General features: G+C 64.4%; 16 protein-coding genes and 1 other RNA gene. 10 read left to right on the top strand and 7 right to left on the bottom strand.

The features are described 5' to 3' along the window. Positions 1-1,000: ADP-forming succinate--CoA ligase subunit beta (gene sucC / locus Q0X85_RS14340; RefSeq protein WP_297772991.1), on the bottom strand; the 1,000-nt coding region annotated here is incomplete at its 3' end. A gap of 224 nt (positions 1,001-1,224) precedes the next feature. Beyond that, positions 1,225-2,187 (bottom strand): malate dehydrogenase, encoded by a 963-nt coding sequence (mdh, locus tag Q0X85_RS14335; RefSeq protein WP_297772990.1) that lies wholly within the window; start codon positions 2,185-2,187, stop codon positions 1,225-1,227. Positions 2,188-2,343: 156 nt separating this feature from the next. Here mdh and Q0X85_RS14330 point away from each other — a divergent pair, with 156 nt between their 5' ends. Then, positions 2,344-3,087, top strand: a complete 744-nt coding sequence (locus Q0X85_RS14330) for a sulfite exporter TauE/SafE family protein (protein WP_297772988.1) — start codon at positions 2,344-2,346, stop codon at positions 3,085-3,087. A gap of 10 nt (positions 3,088-3,097) precedes the next feature. Here Q0X85_RS14330 and Q0X85_RS14325 read toward each other — a convergent pair whose 3' ends face one another. Then, entirely contained in the window at positions 3,098-3,403 is a 306-nt protein-coding gene (locus Q0X85_RS14325; RefSeq protein WP_297772985.1) for a hypothetical protein, read from the bottom strand. A 196-nt stretch (positions 3,404-3,599) separates the two neighbouring features. Here Q0X85_RS14325 and Q0X85_RS14320 point away from each other — a divergent pair, with 196 nt between their 5' ends. Genes Q0X85_RS14320 through Q0X85_RS14305 form a run of 4 tightly spaced genes read left to right on the top strand, consistent with a single transcriptional unit; the run spans position 3,600 to position 6,251 of the window. Beyond that, positions 3,600-4,460: a CoA ester lyase gene (locus Q0X85_RS14320; protein ID WP_297772982.1), complete on the top strand. Its 861-nt coding sequence runs from the start codon at positions 3,600-3,602 to the stop codon at positions 4,458-4,460. A 6-nt stretch (positions 4,461-4,466) separates the two neighbouring features. Continuing rightward, positions 4,467-5,012 (top strand): NnrU family protein, encoded by a 546-nt coding sequence (locus Q0X85_RS14315; RefSeq protein WP_297772979.1) that lies wholly within the window; start codon positions 4,467-4,469, stop codon positions 5,010-5,012. Between the two features lie 4 nt (positions 5,013-5,016). Beyond that, positions 5,017-5,220 carry a DUF1737 domain-containing protein gene (locus Q0X85_RS14310; RefSeq protein WP_297772976.1) on the top strand — a complete coding sequence of 68 codons (204 nt, stop codon included), beginning with the start codon at positions 5,017-5,019 and terminating at the stop codon, positions 5,218-5,220. Positions 5,221-5,222: 2 nt separating this feature from the next. After that, positions 5,223-6,251 (top strand): MaoC family dehydratase, encoded by a 1,029-nt coding sequence (locus tag Q0X85_RS14305; RefSeq protein ID WP_297772993.1) that lies wholly within the window; start codon positions 5,223-5,225, stop codon positions 6,249-6,251. Here Q0X85_RS14305 and Q0X85_RS14300 read toward each other — a convergent pair. Further along, entirely contained in the window at positions 6,227-6,460 is a 234-nt protein-coding gene (locus tag Q0X85_RS14300) for a hypothetical protein (protein WP_297772974.1), read from the bottom strand. The two genes, Q0X85_RS14305 and Q0X85_RS14300, sit on opposite strands and share 25 nt — an antisense overlap. A 53-nt stretch (positions 6,461-6,513) precedes the next feature. On the opposite strand from Q0X85_RS14300, the gene Q0X85_RS14295 reads away from it, so the two are divergent. Next, positions 6,514-7,758 carry a DNA repair exonuclease gene (locus Q0X85_RS14295; protein ID WP_297772972.1) on the top strand — a complete coding sequence of 415 codons (1,245 nt, stop codon included), beginning with the start codon at positions 6,514-6,516 and terminating at the stop codon, positions 7,756-7,758. A 3-nt stretch (positions 7,759-7,761) separates the two neighbouring features. Further along, entirely contained in the window at positions 7,762-11,205 is a 3,444-nt protein-coding gene (locus Q0X85_RS14290; protein ID WP_297772969.1) for an AAA family ATPase, read from the top strand. Between the two features lie 214 nt (positions 11,206-11,419). Here the strand turns inward: Q0X85_RS14290 and ffs are convergent. Next, positions 11,420-11,518: signal recognition particle sRNA small type (gene ffs / locus Q0X85_RS14285), an RNA gene on the bottom strand. Continuing rightward, positions 11,516-13,474, bottom strand: a complete 1,959-nt coding sequence (locus Q0X85_RS14280; RefSeq protein WP_297772967.1) for a bifunctional 2',3'-cyclic-nucleotide 2'-phosphodiesterase/3'-nucleotidase — start codon at positions 13,472-13,474, stop codon at positions 11,516-11,518. The genes ffs and Q0X85_RS14280 overlap by 3 nt, the downstream gene beginning before the upstream one ends. 239 nt (positions 13,475-13,713) lie before the next feature. Between Q0X85_RS14280 and nudC the strand changes: the two genes are divergently transcribed. After that, positions 13,714-14,685, top strand: coding sequence for an NAD(+) diphosphatase (gene nudC / locus Q0X85_RS14275; RefSeq protein WP_297772966.1), 972 nt, complete (start codon positions 13,714-13,716; stop codon positions 14,683-14,685). A 56-nt stretch (positions 14,686-14,741) separates the two neighbouring features. Next, positions 14,742-15,209, top strand: coding sequence for an SRPBCC family protein (locus tag Q0X85_RS14270; RefSeq protein ID WP_297772964.1), 468 nt, complete (start codon positions 14,742-14,744; stop codon positions 15,207-15,209). 14 nt (positions 15,210-15,223) lie between these two features. Here Q0X85_RS14270 and Q0X85_RS14265 read toward each other — a convergent pair whose 3' ends face one another. Next, on the bottom strand, positions 15,224-16,066 hold the full coding sequence (locus Q0X85_RS14265; protein ID WP_297772963.1) for a prephenate dehydratase: 843 nt from the start codon (positions 16,064-16,066) through the stop codon (positions 15,224-15,226). 119 nt (positions 16,067-16,185) lie between these two features. On the opposite strand from Q0X85_RS14265, the gene Q0X85_RS14260 reads away from it, so the two are divergent. Beyond that, on the top strand, positions 16,186-17,403 hold the full coding sequence (locus Q0X85_RS14260) for a cytochrome c family protein (RefSeq protein WP_297772962.1): 1,218 nt from the start codon (positions 16,186-16,188) through the stop codon (positions 17,401-17,403). Positions 17,404-17,408: the final 5 nt, after the last annotated feature.

The following is a 17,408-nucleotide window of genomic DNA, read 5'->3' as shown; positions in this document are numbered from 1 at the left end:
GCATGATGCCGCCGAAGATGTTGACGAGGATGCCTTTGACGTTCGGATCGGAGGTGATGATCTTGAACGCCTCGGTGACCTTTTCCTTGGTCGCCCCGCCGCCCACGTCGAGGAAGTTGGCAGGCTCCGCGCCGTAGAGCTTGATGATGTCCATCGTCGCCATCGCCAGCCCCGCGCCGTTGACCATGCAGCCGATCTCGCCATCCAGCGCGATATAGTTGAGGTCGTATTTCGAGGCTTCCAGTTCCTTGGAGTCCTCTTCGGTGGTGTCGCGCAGCTCGGCGATGTCCGAGTGGCGATAGATCGCGTTGGAGTCAAAGCTCATCTTGGCGTCGAGACATTTCAGATCGCCCTTGTCGGTGACGATAAGGGGGTTGATCTCGAGCATCTCCATGTCTTTTTCGATGAACATCTTGTAGAGCGTGCCCATCAGCGCGACGCATTGCTTGATCTGCCCGCCGGTGAGGCCGAGGTTGAAGGCGATGCGGCGGCCGTGGAACGGCTGATAGCCGGTGGCGGGATCAATCGAGAAGCTGAGGATCTTTTCGGGCGTGGAGGCGGCGACCTCTTCGATATCCATGCCGCCCTCGGTGGAGGCGACGAAGCTGACGCGGGAGGTCACGCGATCCACCAGCAGGGCGAGGTACATTTCCGTCTCGATGCCAGAGCCATCCTCGACATAGATCCGGTTGACCTGTTTGCCCGCGGCCCCCGTCTGTTTGGTGACCAGCGTGCGGCCCAGCATGCTCTTGGCTTCGTCGGCGGCCTCTTCCACGGATTTGGTGAGCCGCACACCGCCCGCATCACCGGCACCGGCCTCTTTGAACTTGCCCTTGCCGCGCCCGCCTGCGTGGATCTGCGCCTTGACCACCCAGATCGGCCCGTCGAGTGCGCTGGCGGCTGTCTTGGCTTCTTCTGCGCGCAGTACGACGCGCCCGTCCGACACCGGGGCGCCGTAAGAGCGAAGCAGAGCCTTCGCCTGATACTCATGGATATTCATGAAACTGTCCCGTTTTGCTGCGATTAGGACAGGTATAGACATAGAATCATGCCCGCCTTAAACGATTTTTTGCGGTTTCGGGCCAATTCAGGTGAAATTGGGGGTTTTGTGATCACACGGGTAAATCGTGTGATCACAAACGTGATTGCGTAAGAAATAACCAATCCGAAAAGAATCGGGGCTGGAAATTATCCAGCCCCGCACCATTTCCCAGCGGTTGTCGATCAGGCGAGCGCGCCGTCGATTTCCTTGCAGGCCGAGACGAGGCCTTTGACCGCGTCGACGGATTTGTCGAACATCTCCTGCTCGTCCTTGTTGAGCGAGATGTTGACGATGCGCTCGATGCCGCCCGCGCCGATCACGGTGGGCACGCCCACGTACATGCCCTTCACGCCCAGTTCGCCATCGCAATAGGCGGCACAGGGCAGGACGCGCTTTTGGTCTTTGAGATAGGCCTCTGCCATCTCGATGGCCGAGGTGGCGGGGGCGTAAAAGGCCGAGCCGGTCTTCAAGAGGCCGACGATCTCGGCGCCGCCGTCACGGGTGCGTTGCAGGATCGCGTCGAGTTTTTCCTGCGTGGTCCAGCCCATCTTGATCAGGTCGGGCAACGGGACGCCCGCCACGGTGGAATAGCGCACGCAGGGCACCATCGTGTCGCCATGCCCGCCCAGAACGAAGGCGCTGACGTCTTTCATCGAGACGTTGAATTCCAGGCTGAGGAAGTGGCGGAAGCGGGCAGAGTCGAGCACACCGGCCATGCCGCAGACCTTGTTCGCGGGAAGCCCTGAGAACTTTTGCAGCGCCCAGACCATCGCGTCGAGCGGGTTGGTGATGCAGATGACAAAGGCGTCGGGGGCGTTGGCGGCGATGCCTTCGCCTACGGATTTCATGACCTTGAGGTTGATTCCCAGAAGGTCATCGCGGCTCATGCCCGGCTTGCGCGGGACACCGGCGGTGACGATGCAGACATCCGCGCCCGCAATATCCTCGTAGGACTGCGTGCCCTTGAGCGCCGCGTCGAAGCCTTCGGAGGGGCCGGATTCTGCGATGTCGAGCGCCTTGCCCTCGGGGGTGCCTTCGGCAATGTCAAAGAGCACGATATCGCCCAGTTCCTTGAGCACCGCGAGATGGGCGAGCGTGCCGCCGATCTGTCCGGCGCCGATCAGCGCAATCTTGGGTCTGGCCATTGGATAGTCTCCATCGGTTGAAAAGTTGCGCTTGGGCCTAGTCGGATTTTCGGTTTCATGCAAGGGTGCTGCACTGCGGCAAATGCGGGGGCCGGGCTGTCGCATGCGCGTGCATGCCGGTAAAGTGCAGAAAATCGCTGGATTTAGGGGAGAGCCATGGGCTGGGACGTGTTTGCGATCGGGGTGCTGGCGGCGCTCTTCGCGGGCGTCTCCAAGGGCGGATTCGGCTCTGGCGCGGCGTTTGCGGGGGCGGCGATTCTGGCGCTTTTCGTGGAACCGGGCATGGCCTTGGGCATCATGCTGCCGCTGTTGATGCTGATCGACGTCGCCACCCTGCGGCCCTATTGGCGGCAATGGGGGCGCGAGGAGGCGTTGGTCCTGATCCTAGGCGGGCTGCCCGGCGTGGCGCTCGGCGTGGTGTTTTACCGGGTGGCGGATGCCGATCTGTTGCGCCTGCTGATCGGGGCGATTGCGCTCGGATTTGTGGTCTGGCAGGTGCTGGTGCGAAGCGGTGTGATCCGGGGCGCGCGGCGCGCCTTGCCGGCATGGGCCGGGATGCTGGCGGGGATGGTCGCGGGGTTTACCAGTTTTGTGAGCCACGCGGGCGGGCCGCCTGCCGCCGTCTACCTGCTGTCGCGCGGGATCGACAAGACGCGCTATCAGGCAACCACGGTGATCCTGTTCTTCGTGCTGAATATCGCCAAGGCGGTGCCCTATGCGGTGCTGGGCCTTTTTACCGCACAGACCCTGCTGATTGATCTGGCGCTGGCCCCCTTTGCGCTGCTGGGCGCCTGGATCGGGGTGCGCGCGCACCGGGTCGTGCCGGAACGCGCGTTTTTTGGCATTACCTATGTGCTTTTGGCGGTGACCGGGGCCAAGCTCATTCTCGATGCGCTTTGACAGGCGCTGTTCAGGCGTCGTTGCCGGGGTCTGGCAGTGGGTCGGCCAGCGCCTCGAATGCCTGACCGCTGGCAATCAGGCAGGTCAGACCGCCGGGCCGCGTCACCGTGATCGTCCAGCTGCCGGAGCTTTGCGAGGCGAACACCTCGATCACCACGCCTTGCGCACCAAGTCCCATGGAGTGCCGCGTCTCGCCGTAAGCGGTGGCGAGGCGGTCCAACACCACCTCGCGCGGGGCACAATTGCGCGATTGCGCCTGTGCGCCGCTTGCAAGAAGGCCAAGCACGGCAAGCGCCGGGATCAGTTGTCGCAGCATCGTCTCATCCTTTCTTCGGATTTGTCCCTGCCGTCTCGGGATCAGCTTGGCAAAGGAGAGGTGAACAACCGGTTAATGCGCCGCGACGGGGGCGGATGCTGCATCGCGGCAAAAAGGGGCTTGAACTTTTACGTTCAAAAGTGCCATTCCTGCGCAAGATTATTGCATGCAGCAGAATACGAGAGAGGGCAGACCCATGGACAGCAACGCGCATCCCTATCGTTCGGTGCTCTATATCCCCGGCTCGAAAGAGCGCGCTTTGGAAAAGGCACGCGATTTGCCGACCGATGCGATCATCTTTGATCTGGAGGATGCCGTCGCCCCTGATGCCAAGGCCGAGGCCCGCGCCACTTTGGTGGATGCGCTGCGGCAGGGCGGCTATGGCAAGCGGTCCAAGATCGTGCGGATCAATGCACTGACCACCGAATGGGGATTGGAAGACGCCCGCGCGCTGCGCGATGCTGGCGCCGACGCGATCCTCTTGCCCAAGGTCAACACGCCCTCGGATATCGACAACCTGTCAGATGTGATCGGCGCAGATCTGCCCGTCTGGACGATGATGGAAACGCCGGTCAGCGTGTTCAACGCGCGCGAGATCGCGGCGCACCGTCAGGTCACCGGGCTGGTTGCCGGGACCAATGACCTGATCAAGGATCTCGGCTGTCGGGTGCGGGCGGATCGCATGCCGCTGTGGTGTGCCCTGCAAATGATCGTGATGGCCGCGCGTGCCGCGCGGATTGTCACGGTTGATGGTGTTTACAATCGGTTCCGTGACGGGGATGGTCTGAAGGCCGAATGTGAGCAGGGGCGCGATCTGGGCTTTGATGGCAAGACGCTCATTCACCCCGCGCAGCTTGAGATTGCGAATACGGCGTTTTCCCCCAACAATTCCGAGATTGAACTGGCCGAACGCCAGATCGCAGCCTATGAAGAAAGCCGGGCCTCGGGGCAGGGGATCGCGGTGGTCGACGGTCAGATCGTGGAGAATCTGCATGTCGTCGCGGCACAGCGCACTCTTGCCCGCGCGCAGGCGATACGGGACATGGCAGCGGAGTAGCAACCAATGACGTACCTTATCCTCGGGCTGATCCTCTGGGTCGCGGCGCATCTCTTCAAACGGGTGGCGCCCGATCTGCGCGCACGGATGGGCAATGCGGGCAAGGGGCTGGCGGCCGTGGGCATTCTGGCCGGTCTGGTGCTGATGATCTATGGCTATCGGCAGGCGGATTTCGTCAATATCTGGTTTCCGCCCGGCTGGACGGTGCATCTCAATAACCTGATGATGCTGGCGGCTGTCTTTGTCTACGGCATGAGCGCCACCAAGGGGCGGCTGCGCGGGGCGATGCGGCATCCGCAGCTGACCGCCGTCAAGATCTGGGCGGTGGCGCATTTGCTGGTCAATGGCGACCTGGCCTCGCTGGTGCTGTTTGGCGGGCTGCTGGCCTGGGCGGTGCTGGAGGTGGTGGTGATCAACCTCTCGGAAGAATGGGAGCGCCCCGAACCGGGCGAGGCGAAAAAGGATGTGCTGCTCGTGATCATCACGGTGGTGCTGTTCCTTGTCATGACCTTTGTTCACAACTGGCTGGGTGTCTGGCCGTTCCCGGGGTGAGCCTATGAAACTCTATCGTTTTCTCTCTGCCGACGACGCGTCGGAGTTTTGCCACAAGGTGACGGCGGCGCTGAACGCCGGTTGGGAGCTGTACGGCGATCCGACCTATGCCTTTGACGGGGCCAATGGCGTGATGCGCTGCGGGCAGGCCGTGGTGAAGGAGAAAGAGGGCGCGTATGCGCCTTATATGAAGCTGGGAGAGCAGTGACGATGAAGACCAATCCGGGGCGGTTTTTCGAGGATTACAGGCTGGGTGAGGTGATCCGCCACGCGGTGCCGCGCAGCGTGTCGGGGGGTGAGCGGGCGCTCTATCATGCGCTTTATCCGGCGCGGCATGCGCTCTATTCCTCGAATGAATTTGCCCGCGCGAGCGGCTTGCCCGACAGCCCGATCGACGACATGGCCGCGTTTCACATCGTGTTTGGCAAGTCGGTGCCGGATATTTCGCTCAATGCCGTGGCCAATCTGGGCTATGCCGAGGCGCGCTGGCTGCGCCCGGTCTATCCCGGCGACACGCTGCGCAGCCAATCCGAGGTAATCGGGCTGAAGCAGAATTCATCCGGCAAGACCGGGGTGGTCTATGTGCGCACCACGGGGGTCAACCAGCACGATTTGCCGGTGATGGAGTTTGTGCGCTGGGTGATGGTGCGCAAGAACAACCTTGATGCGCCCGCCCCCGAGGCGGTGGTGCCCGAGACGGCGGCGGTGGTGGACCCGGGCGATCTGGTGATCCCCGCAGGGCTCGATTTCAGCCATTACGATTTCGGGCTGGCCGGCGAGCCGCACCGGGTCGGCGATTACGAGGTGGGCGAGCGGATCGACCATGTCGACGGCGTGACCATCGAGGAAGCCGAGCACATGATGGCGACGCGGCTGTGGCAGAACACCTCGAAGACGCATTTCGACGCCACGCCGCGCGCCGATGGCAAGCGGCTGATCTATGGCGGGCACGTGATCTCGATGGCGCGGGCGCTGTCGTTTAATGGGCTGGCCAATGCGCAGATGATCGCCGCGATCAATGCAGGCAGCCACGCCAACCCGTGCTTTGCGGGCGACACCGTGCGCGCGTGGTCCGAGGTGCTGGACCGCGCCGAGGTGGATGCGCCGGGCGTCGGCGCGCTGCGCCTGCGGCTGGTGGCGACCAAGGGCGGCGCGCCGTTCACGCTCAAGGGCGAGGACGGCAAGTATTTGCCGCATGTGCTGCTCGATCTGGATTACTGGGTGCTGATGCCGGTGTGAGGCGCCGCTTGCGCGTCGTTATTAAGACCGATCAGGTGGCGACACGGCTCAGGCTCGAAGACACGCGGCAGAAACAGACCCGGTGCCATGATCTCGATACCTGAATGGCGCTCCGGCGGGGGCAGGCCATCCGGCAGGGTCATGACGTCGGTTATATCGCCCTGATCCTTGCCGAAAGGCGGATTGTGTACTTCCCGCTTGACGGTCACCGCGGCGTAGTCGCAAGGTCAGCCAAAGCTTTCATCAGCAACGCGGGGTCGAGGTGGCATTCAAGTTCGTTCACACGGCGGATATTCACCTCGACTCCCCCCTCAAATCCCTTGCCCTGCGCGATGAAGGACTGGCCGAGCTTGTCGGCAACGCCACCCGGGCCACGTTTGCCCGGATCGTCGATCTGTGCCTGGCCGAGGATGTCCAGGCCCTGCTGATCGCGGGCGACCTGTACGATGGCGGCCAGACCTCGATGAAAACGGCGCGTTTTCTCGCACAGGAGATGGAGCGGTTGGCGGCCGCCGGCATCCCGGCCTTCGTGATCCGCGGCAACCATGACGCCGCCTCGAAGATCACGCGCGAACTGATGCTGCCGGACAGTGTGACGGTGTTTTCCGGCAAGGCTGACGTCAATGAGACCACCTGGGGCGGGCATGCGGTCGCGGTGCACGGCATTTCGTTCCGCGACCCCCACGCCCCCGAGAGCCTGCTCGACCGGTTCCTGCCCCCGGTGCGGGGCGCGTTTAATATCGGCCTGCTGCACACCTCGCTGGGCGGCGCGCAGGGGCACGACCCCTACGCGCCCTGCGCCCTGTCGGATCTTCAGGCCACCGGGTTCGACTACTGGGCACTGGGGCATATCCACCAGCGCGCCGCCTATCCCGGTGCCACGACCGTGGTCATGCCCGGCATCCCGCAGGGGCGCGACATCGGCGAGGCCGGGGCCAAGTCGGTCACGCTGGTATCGGTGGCCGATGACGGGGCGGTCGATCTCGCGGAACGCCACCTTGCCGTGGCGCAGTTCGAGCGGCTCGTGGTGGCGTGCGGCCAGCTCTCTGACTGGCCCGATCTCGTGGAGGCGATGAAACACGCCATTCGCGCGGCGCGGCGCGAGCACGCGGGCGAGCACCTGATCGTGCGGCCCGTGCTGACCGGGGCGACACCGCTGGCCTGGAGGATCGGGCGTGACGCCGATGTGCTGCACGCCGAGGCACAGGCCGTCGCAGAGCAGATCGGCACGCTTTGGATCGACAAGATCGAGGTCGCTCTGGATACCGGCGCGACCGCCTCTCCGGCTGGCGCGGTGGGCGAACTGGCGCGGATCATCGAGCAGGCAGGCCTGCCCCCCGATGCCCCGGCGGTACAGGCCGAGGTCGATCGCCTGCTGAAACACCTCCCGCGCGAGTTGCGGGGGCTGCTGGGCGACAGCGAGGAACAGACCGCCGCCGCCATCACCGAGGCGATGCAGCGGGGCGCGATGGAGGTGCTCGCGCGCCTCGAAGAAAACGGGGGCTGAGCGATGCGACTGAACCGGCTCGACCTCACCCGCTATGGCAAGTTCACCGACGTGAGCCTCACCTTTCCGGCGCCCGCCCCCGGCACCCCCGACCTGCACGTGATCTACGGGGCCAACGAGGCCGGGAAATCCACCCTGCTCGACGGCTGGCTTGATTTTCTGTTCCAGATCCCCGTGCAAAGCCGGATGGCGTTTCTTCATTCCTATCAGACCATGCAACTGGGGGCCGCGCTCGAGATTGACGGGCGCACGCATGATCTGGTCCGGGTCAAGAAGCGCGACGCCTCGCTGCTCGATACGAGCGGCGCGCCGGTGGGCGAGGCATTGTTGCATGGCGGGCTGCGCGGGCTTGATCGGTCGTCTTACGCGGCAATGTTCTCGCTCAACCGGCAGACCCTTGACGACGGGGGCGAGAGCATCCTGGCCAGCAAGGGCGACCTGGGCGAACTCCTCTTTCAGGCCAGCGCCGGCCTGACCGATCTGGCCGCGCAACTGGACGAGTTGCGCGCCGAGTCCGAGGTGTTTCTGAACAGGACCGGGCGCAAGGGCGCGCTGCGCGAGCTTGGTGCCGCCTTTGACGACCTGGGCAGGCAGATCAGGGATCTGGACACCGCCGCGGCCGAATATGCCCGCCTGTCGACGGACCGCGACAGGGCCCGGGACGCATGGCAAGAGGCGCGAGAGGCGGTTGAAACCGCACAGGCCGAGGTGCTCGAGACCGAGCGCCTGAGCGCCGCCATCCCGCTCTTGCCAAGGCTGGAGCGCCTCGACGCCGAGATTGCCGGTTACGGCGCGTTACCGGACCCGCCCGAGGGATGGCTCACCGAGCTGCCCGAGCTGGACCGCGCAGAGGCCGCCATCGCCACCCGGCTGGAGACCGCGCGGGCGACCGTGGCAGGGCTGGACACCGAACTGCAAGGCTGTGTGCCGGATCGGCCTGTTCTGGAGTTGCGTGAGACCATCGCCGAGGTCGAGGGCCTGAAATCGGCGCATGACGAGGCGATCAAGGATCTGCCCCGGCGGCACGGCGATCTCGCCTCGAGAACCGAGGCGATGCAGCAAAGCCTCTCGCGTCTCGGGCAGACCGGGGCAGATCCGGTCACCCTTTTGCCGGACGCGCGCGCACTTGGCCGCATCCGGGACCTGATCGAGCGGAATTCCGGCCTCGAAACAGCCCTTGAGGCCGCGCACACGGAGGTGGAGGACGCCCGCGCCGCCCTGCAACGTGCGACACGTCGCTTGCAAGAGGCCGGGGGCAATGCGTCCGACCTTGGCGGGCTCGACGGTCTGGTGCAGGGCATTCGGCGCGACGATCCGACCGGCGCATGCGATCGCGCGCAGGCACGGGCGGAGGAGACGGCGGCAGAGTTGAAACGGGCGCTGGCGGCGCTGGCCCCCTGGTCCGGCGAGGCCGCCGCGCTGGCGGATCTGGCACGCCCCGACCACGCCGCCCTCGAGCAGCTCGAGGCGGAGATTGCCACAGCGGGCAGAGACGCCGAGCGCGCGCAAGACCGTCTGGATCAACTCGACCTCGCCCTGCAACAGGCGCGGGCGAAACGCGACGCCATCGGCGCCACGACATTGGTGACCATCGAAGAGGCCGCGCAAATCAGGGCGCGGCGCGAAACCGAATGGTCATGTCACCGTGCCGCCCTGACAGGCGACACCGCCGACCGTTTTGAAAAGGCCCTGCGCCTTGACGATCAGGTGACGGCCACGCTCGCGCAACATCGCGCCCATGCCGAAAAGGCAGCCGGGGCCGACCGGGATCTGGCCGAGGCCGAACGGCAGGTCGAAACGGCCCGTGACCAGGCGGACCAGGCTAAATCGCGGTGCGACGCGCTGGCGCGGGATCTGGCCGCGACCGTGGCGTCTGTCTCTGGCGCCCTTCCCGCCGACATGGACATGCCAGCGTTCCGCGCCTGGCTGGATCGGCTGGACGCGGCGCAACAGGCGGCGGACACCCATGAGGGCGCCCTGCGCGATCAGGCCCGCCACCAGCAACGCGTCGCGCGGGCACGGGCCGATCTTTTGGCCGCGCTGACCCGCATGGGCTATGAGATGCCGCGTGACACCGGGCTGGCCCCGGCGCTCGAATCCGCGCAATCCCTGCTCGACCGCGCCACCCAGATCGAGGGCTTGCAGGAGACTGCTGCGCAGTCGCAGCAGGATCTCAATCGCCGCGAAGCTGCGCTGCAATCCGCCCTCGACGCACAGGCCGACTGGCACGATGCCTGGCAGGCTGCCTGCGCCGAGACCTGGATGGCAGGCGCATCGCCCGGCGTCGCCGAGATGCGCGCGATCCTCGAAGAACTCGATCGCCTGCGCGAGCATCACCGCGAGGTCGCCGATCTGACACACCGCACGCAGACCATGCAGGCCAACATCGACAGCTTCGAACAGGCGGTCAAGGCACTGGCAGACCGGCTCGGGCTGGCGGTCGACGGCCCGGCACCCTACCTCTGGCGCACCCTCACCACGCGTCTGCGCGCCGCAGACCGCGAGGAGGCGCGGCGCGCCGACATCGAAAAACGCCTGATGGCGGCCCGGCAGAGCCTCGGCGAGGTCGAGGAGGCCGCCAGGATTCACCAGGGTCGCACCGCCGAATTTGCCCGCCATTTCGGGGCCGCCACCTGGGCAGAGGCCCGCGATGCGCTGACCCGCGCCGGAGAGCTATCGAGAGTGCGCGCGGCGCGGCGCGATCTGGCCGAAGACCTTTGCACCCGGATGCGCAGCAGCACGGTTGAAGCGGCGCGCGCGCGGCTCGAAGGGGTTGACGCCGACGCGCTCGCGGCGCGCGCAGACAGCCTGCGAAACGACCTGGACAGGCTGCGCGCCACCCAGGAAGACGCGCAGGACACGTTTCGCAAGGCCCACGAGGCGGTAGAGGCCGTGGGCGGTGACGGTGCCGTGGCGCGGCTGGACGAACAGCGCCAGACCCTGCTGCTGGAAATCGAGGAAGGCGCCCGGCGTCACCTGCGGCAACGCCTCGGCCTCCTTGCCGTCGACGCCGCCCTCAGAAGCTATCGCGACACGCATCGCAGCGGCATGCTGGAGCGGGCCTCGGAGGCGTTCCGCATCATGTCTCGAAACGGCTATTCGGGTCTGGCCGCACAGCCCGACGGTGCCAGTGAAATCCTGGTGGCGCTGGCGACCGACGGCGGCTCCAAACACGCCGATCAGCTTTCGGACGGCGCAAGAGCGCAGCTTTACCTGGCGCTGCGCATCGCCGGATACCACGAGTTTGCCCGCAACAGCGGCCCTGTGCCATTTATCGCGGATGACATCATGGAGAGCTTCGACGATCATCGCGCCGCCGAGGCCTTCGGTCTTTTGGCAAGGATGAGCGAGACCGGACAGGTGATCTACCTGACCCACCATGCCCATCTCCGCGACATGGCCAGAGAGGTGTGCCCGGCCGTTCATATCCACGACCTGCCGGAGTAAACCGCGAAGATCCTCGTGGTGATCGTTCAATTCAATTTTGTCTGGTGGGACAAGCCGCACAGTTCGGATCAGAGCAAACGCTGTGTGTGTCTTGGCCCAGGCCGTCCGACGGCTCGGATCTGATAATCACGTCGGATGAGTTTGCCAGGATCTGTGTTTTCGATCAAAGCCCCTGTTTGCAGGGGCTTTGTTTCCAACGGACTAGTGGGGGAAAGGGTGAGAGGCTGGACAACGACCCAAGCGAGGCTCGTTACGGCTGCTTCCTTCCGGATCTGACCGGGTTGGCGAGGTGCCTGCCCGCGCCAACCTCTCAATGGCTAGATAGGCCCGATATTGGAGATTCGCAAGGGTGTGTGAGGCAGTTTGGCGGGTCGGCACGCCCGGACAGCCACATGCGCAGGTTTATGAAGCCCGAGGGCGCAAGGCCGAGGTCCGTCAGGCCGAGGGCGGCGATGTCTTGGGGGTAGGCGCGCAGGCCCGGCCCGGTCTCGATGATAACCGAAGTGTCCTCTATCGGCTCAAAGCGCCACGTGGCACGGGCCGCAGGCTCGACCTGCCCGATCTCTGTCACGTGCTCGGCCAGCAGCGTCCGCACCGGATGGGTGTCTGTGTGAATGAGGCAGCGGTCGGCCAAGGCGGCAAACGGGCCGCCGCCATGCGCGCGATAACTGTTGGTGGCCAATATGAAGTGGCTGTTCTGCCGCACCTCCTGACCATTGTGGCGCAGATCGCGGATGCGGTGGGCGTCCGGGTTGATCAGCGCGCCGGACAGGTCGTAGCGCGGTGGCTGGCTCAGGTCGATGGCATAGGTCAAGCCGTCGATCACGTCGAAGTCATGTCCGGGGACTGAGGGGTCGAGCAGCGGTTGATCCTGTGTGCCGGGCACGATCTGCCTGAAGCGGATCGCGGCGCGTTCCAGCCAGTCGCGCAGGTCGGCGCCGGTTACCTTGAGGCCGCAAAGCGTATTGGGAAACCCGTAGAGATCGACGATATTGCGCAGGCAGAGGGGGCCTGCGGGAATGTCGGTGAAATGCGTCGGCCCGCCACGTCCGCCGGTCTTGAACGGGGCCGAGGCTGATAAAAGGGGGAGGTGCGCATGTGGCCCATCCGACAGCGCATGCCGCATCGCGCGCCGTTGCGCATCATTCACAATTTGCGTGATCGGATCGTTGCGCAGCACGGCCAGATAACTGTGAAGCGGCGCCGTGGTCTCGCCGATCTTGCGCGCCGTGAGTGTCAGGGTATGGGCATGGGCCGGCTCGAGCGCGGCGGCAAGCGCCGGGCAAGGCGGCGCACTCGCGGTCGACAACAGCTTGGCGTCGTGATCCGCCACGCGCCACGCGCCTTCAATGTCACGCGTCAATACAAGGTCGAGCTGCCCCAGATGATCGCCGCGAAAGCCCGCCATCACGCAAGGTATGCCGTGCAGCGTGCCGCGTGTCGTGTCGGCACCTTCGACGCCATCATGCGCCGGGCCGGGAAAGCACTTGTGACTGTGCCCTGCAAGCAGGGCGTCGACGCCCGGCAGCCTGGCGATGGCGCGCGCGGCGTTTTCCATCATTGGCCGATCAGGGCCAGGGTCAATGCCGGTATGGGCCATCACAACGACGATATCCGCCCCGGCGGCGCGGATCTCTGGCAGCCACGCGCGGGCGGTGTCCACCATGTCCCGGACGTAGAGGCGCTGCGCGAGCCGGTCGTTGTCCCATGTCATGATCTGGGTTGGCACAAGGCCGAGAATACCGACGCGCAGGGTGTGATGTTTGCCATTGGAATCGCGCAGTTCCCGGGCGATGATGGAATATGGCGGCATCAGTGGCCTGTCGTCGGTCGCATGGGCCCCGCGCTGCGTGATGGCATTGGCGCAAACGATCGGAAACCGCGCCTCGCTCAGTGTTTCGGTCAGCCAGTCGAGACCGAAATTGAATTCGTGGTTGCCGAGGGCGCCGGCATCATAGCCCAGCCGGTTCATTGCATCTATGACGGGATGCGGCCCCGTCCAGCCATGACCGGGCTGGCCGGTCAGATCGCTGAGCGGCGTTCCTTGCAGAAAATCGCCATTGTCGAGCAAGAGGCAATGCGCGGCACCTGCCTGTTCCCTGGCGCGGGCAATCAGTGTGGCCAGGCGCAGCAAACCCCAGGGCCGATCCGGCTGATTGGTGAAATAGTCAAATGGCAGGAGGTGGCCATGCACATCGGTTGTCTGGAGCAGGCGAACCGTCAGGCGTGTCCCGACCGGGGGCTGACATGTCTGTTCGGTGTTGCACAAAATAGCTAATACTTCGTTCCATTGCCCGGTGCACGCCGCTGCCGGAGGTTGTCGCCATACCCTTTACAACCAACAAAAGTACAAAACGCGAAAGACGCAGATAACCTTTTGCATGTCGGCCTCACGAGATCAATTCACTATAAGTTGCAAATACGGGTTTGTGTGCGACGGTACGGTCTTGGGTCTTGTACTCTGCCGCGTCCCATCGTGTAGAAGGAGGGACCAGAAAGAGGCAGCCCATGCGACGAGCAGAGAGTGTGACATTCGGAGGATCGGCGCTTGATCGCGCGGACGACTTGCGCGGGGATGAGGCCGCGATTGCGGCCGCCGTCGCGGCGGGGCGTGCCAGTGTCGTCGTGGTTTGGCGGGGCAAGCCCCTTGTGGTGGGCGATGGTCTGGATCGTCTGGTCCGGGTGACGCCCGATCATCCGGTGTTGGCCCGCTACAAGGTGCCGCCCATCCTTTTGGGTCGTGAGGACACGGGCGAATTGATCCTGGCGCATGATATTTCCGCCTGGGTTCCTCCGGGGTTGGAGCCGGGGCAATTGGACAGTTTTCTGGATGCCACAGAACAGGTGCATCCAGATCTCCCGGCGGGGTCCGCTTTTGCGGAGCTGCGGCGTATCATGTCCGGCCTTAGCCCTCGGGATGCAGAACTGGCCGCGACCGCCAAGGCGGTGTTCGGCTGGCATGTGACGCACCGTTTCTGTGCACGCTGCGGCGAGGAGAGCCGCATGATTCGCTCTGGGTGGCAACGCGCCTGCGATCATTGCGGTGGGCAGCATTTTCCGCGGACCGACCCGGTGGTGATCATGCTCATAACCCGGGGCAACGCGGTCTTGATGGGGCGATCACCGGGCTGGCCCGAGGGGATGTATTCGCTTTTGGCAGGGTTTGTTGAACCCGGCGAGACACTCGAGGCCGCCGTTCGCCGAGAAGTCTGGGAGGAGGCGGGAATCCGTGTGGGGCAGGTGGAGTATCTGGCGAGCCAGCCCTGGCCGTTTCCGGCCTCGTTGATGTTCGGGTGTCGTGGCGTGGCGCTGAGCCACGAGATTGTCATGGATCCAAACGAGATAGAGGATGCCCGCTGGATGAGCCGGGAAGAGATCCTTGCGGCCTTTGCCGGCGAGCATCCGTTTCTGCTGCCTGCGCGCAAGGGTGCGATTGCGCATTTCCTGTTGGAGAACTGGCTTGCCGACCGGCTGGATTGACGCGACAATGCCCTCCGGGAGAGGTGGCACCTACAAGGCGAAAAGGCACTCAGGGAATGCAGTTTACCAGCAAGGAAGACATCGAAGCGCCAATCGAGCGGGTTTTCGCGGAGGTGACGGACTTTCACGCATTCGAGCGGTCCGCGCTCCGGCGTGGCGCGGATGTCAAGCGCACTGATGTGCTGACCGATCCGGGTGTCGGGATGAGCTGGTATACTTCGTTCAGGTTTCGCGGCAAGCAGCGTGAGGTCAATCTCGAACTTTCGGAGTATGACCCGCCCAACGGTCTCGTGCTGGATTACACGTCATCCTCTGTTCAGGGCCGTTTTTTGGTCGAACTGGTTGCGCTGTCACGCGGGCGCACGCGGATGACGGTGACGCTTGTCCTTGAGCCGCGCACCATGGCCGCGCGGTTCATGTTGCAATCCCTCAAACTGGCACGCGGCAATCTGAACAAGCGGTTCAAATTGCGTTTGGCCGATTACGCGATGGATGTCGAAGAGCGGTCTCAGCGCAACGTCTGAGCGTGGCGGTGCGATCAGGCGCTGTCGTGCCGGCGCGGATCTGCCGGGTAGACGCCGAGGATGGTGATGTCCGAGGTGAAGTAATCCAGCTCATCCAGCGCGCGCGCGACGGCGGGCTCATCGGGGTGCCCCTCGATATCGGCATAGAATTGCGTGGCTGTGAACGATCCGTTGATCATGTAGCTTTCCAGCTTGGTCATGTTGACGCCATTGGTGGCGAAGCCGCCAAGCGCCTTGTAGAGCGCGGCGGGAATGTTGCGCACCTGGAAGACGAAGGTGGTCATCATCCCGTCTTCGCCGCGCTGTGCGAAATCGGGCTCGCGCGCCATCACCAGAAAGCGGGTGGTGTTTGTGCCCTGATCCTCGATGTGACGTGCGACAATCTCGAGCCCATAGGTTTCGCCAGCGAGTTCACTGGCGAGTGCCGCAAGGTCCGGGCGCCCCTCTTCGGCCACCTGTCTGGCGGACCCGGCGGTGTCGGCGCCGGTCAAGCGGTGGATGCCGTGGCGCTCCAGAAAGGCGCGGCACTGGCCGAGCAGCATGGTGTGGCTCATCGCGGTCTCGATCTGGTCGAGGCGCACGCCGGGCAGGGCCAGAAGGTTGATATGCACCCGCACAAAGGCCTCGCCGACGATATGAAGCCCCGATTCGGGCAGCAGGTGATGGATGTCGGCGACCCGCCCGAAGGTCGAGTTTTCCACCGGCAGCATGGCCAGATCCGCGCGCCCCTCGCGCACCGCCGCAATCGCGTCCTCGAAGGTGCGGCAGGGCAGAGGCTCCATCCCGGGATATGTCTCAACGCAGGCTTGATGCGAATATGCGCCAAGCTCTCCTTGAAAGGCGATGCGGTTGATCATGCTGTTTTTCCGTCATTTCGGCCCGTCAGGGCGTTTGGTCGCGGAAACTACACCTTGCGCGGCAGTAGGGGAAGCGGATAGATACGCGCCCAAGCGACAGAGCAAACGGAAGCGAGCCAATGTTCGACACAATGACACTGACCAAGACCGCCGGGGCGTTTTGCGGGGCCCTGCTCATTTTCTTGCTGGGCAACTGGGCAGCCGAGTCAATCTATTCCATGGGCGGCGGGCATGGTGAGGATCATGCGCAAGGCTATGTGATCGACACCGGCGAGGACGAGACCGAGGAAGTCGTCGACGAAGGGCCTGACATGGCCGCGATCTTTGCCTCTGCGGATGCGTCCAAGGGCGAGCGCGTGTTCAACAAGTGCAAGGCCTGCCACGTGCTCGAGGATGGCGCAAACGGCGTTGGCCCACATCTTTATGATGTCGTCGGGCGGGACGTCGGCGCGGTAGACGGCTACGGCTATTCCGGCGCTCTGAGCGAGGCGGCGGATGTCTGGAGCGCCGAGAACCTGTATGCGTTCCTTGAAAATCCCGCAGGGTATGCGCCGGGCACAAGCATGGGCTTTGCCGGTCTGGGCAAATCCGAGGACCGTGCGAATGTCATTGCTTACCTTGATCAGGCGGATGGTGAGACGGATATCGTGATCGAGGCCGCCGCTGACGCCCCGGCTGAAGAGGCTGCTGCGGAAGAAGCACCGGCAGAAGAAGCGCCTGCTGAAGAGGCCGCTGCGGAAGAAGCGCCTGCTGAAGAGGCCCCGGCTGAAGAGGCCGCTGCTGAAGAGGCACCGGCAGAGGAAGCGGCGACCGAGGAAGCACCTGCAGAGGAAGCGGCGACCGAAGAGGAAGCGGCGACCGAAGAGGAAGCGGCGACCGAAGAGGAAGCGGCGACCGAAGAGGAAGCGGCGACCGAAGAGGCACCCGCCGAGGAAGCGCCTGCCGAAGAGCAAGCCGCCGAAGAGGCCCCCGCCGAGGCGACCGAAAGCGCGGATGCAGGCGGGTCTGAATTCGCCGCGATGGTCGCATCCGCCGATGCGGGCGCGGGCGAAAAGCTCTTCCGTCGCTGCCAGGCGTGCCACAAGGTTGAGGACGGCAAGAACGGTGCCGGTCCGCATCTTTATGGCGTCGTGGGCCGTGATATTGCCAGTGTTGACGGGTTCAACTATTCGGATTCGCTTTCGGGTCTCGACGGCGCATGGACGTTGGACCGTCTGAGCGCGTGGATCGAGAACCCGCGCGAATTCGCGCCGGGCAACCGGATGGGCTATCCCGGCCTCAAGGACGAGCAGGACCGGGCCGACCTGATGGCCTATCTGCAAACTGCTGGCAACTGAGCCGG

The sequence above is a fragment of the uncultured Roseovarius sp. genome, from assembly GCF_947259555.1.
In the GTDB taxonomy this organism is placed as follows: Bacteria; Pseudomonadota; Alphaproteobacteria; order Rhodobacterales; family Rhodobacteraceae; genus Roseovarius.
Note: the sequence above shows the minus strand (reverse complement) of the source record. Positions and strands in the feature narration are given on the sequence as shown.

What these genes read in the sequence shown, in the direction of transcription:
- Q0X85_RS14310 (WP_297772976.1), top strand. Translation starts at nt 5,017, where the DNA reads ATGAAACTCTATCGTTTTCTCTCTGCCGACGACGCGTCGGAGTTTTGC.
- Q0X85_RS14320 (WP_297772982.1), top strand. Translation starts at nt 3,600, where the DNA reads ATGGACAGCAACGCGCATCCCTATCGTTCGGTGCTCTATATCCCCGGC.
- Q0X85_RS14270 (WP_297772964.1), top strand. Translation starts at nt 14,742, where the DNA reads ATGCAGTTTACCAGCAAGGAAGACATCGAAGCGCCAATCGAGCGGGTT.
- nudC (WP_297772966.1), top strand. Translation starts at nt 13,714, where the DNA reads ATGCGACGAGCAGAGAGTGTGACATTCGGAGGATCGGCGCTTGATCGC.
- Q0X85_RS14330 (WP_297772988.1), top strand. Translation starts at nt 2,344, where the DNA reads ATGGGCTGGGACGTGTTTGCGATCGGGGTGCTGGCGGCGCTCTTCGCG.
- Q0X85_RS14305 (WP_297772993.1), top strand. Translation starts at nt 5,223, where the DNA reads ATGAAGACCAATCCGGGGCGGTTTTTCGAGGATTACAGGCTGGGTGAG.
- Q0X85_RS14325 (WP_297772985.1), bottom strand. Translation starts at nt 3,403, where the DNA reads ATGCTGCGACAACTGATCCCGGCGCTTGCCGTGCTTGGCCTTCTTGCA.
- Q0X85_RS14260 (WP_297772962.1), top strand. Translation starts at nt 16,186, where the DNA reads ATGTTCGACACAATGACACTGACCAAGACCGCCGGGGCGTTTTGCGGG.
- mdh (WP_297772990.1), bottom strand. Translation starts at nt 2,187, where the DNA reads ATGGCCAGACCCAAGATTGCGCTGATCGGCGCCGGACAGATCGGCGGC.
- Q0X85_RS14265 (WP_297772963.1), bottom strand. Translation starts at nt 16,066, where the DNA reads ATGATCAACCGCATCGCCTTTCAAGGAGAGCTTGGCGCATATTCGCAT.
- Q0X85_RS14315 (WP_297772979.1), top strand. Translation starts at nt 4,467, where the DNA reads ATGACGTACCTTATCCTCGGGCTGATCCTCTGGGTCGCGGCGCATCTC.
- Q0X85_RS14290 (WP_297772969.1), top strand. Translation starts at nt 7,762, where the DNA reads ATGCGACTGAACCGGCTCGACCTCACCCGCTATGGCAAGTTCACCGAC.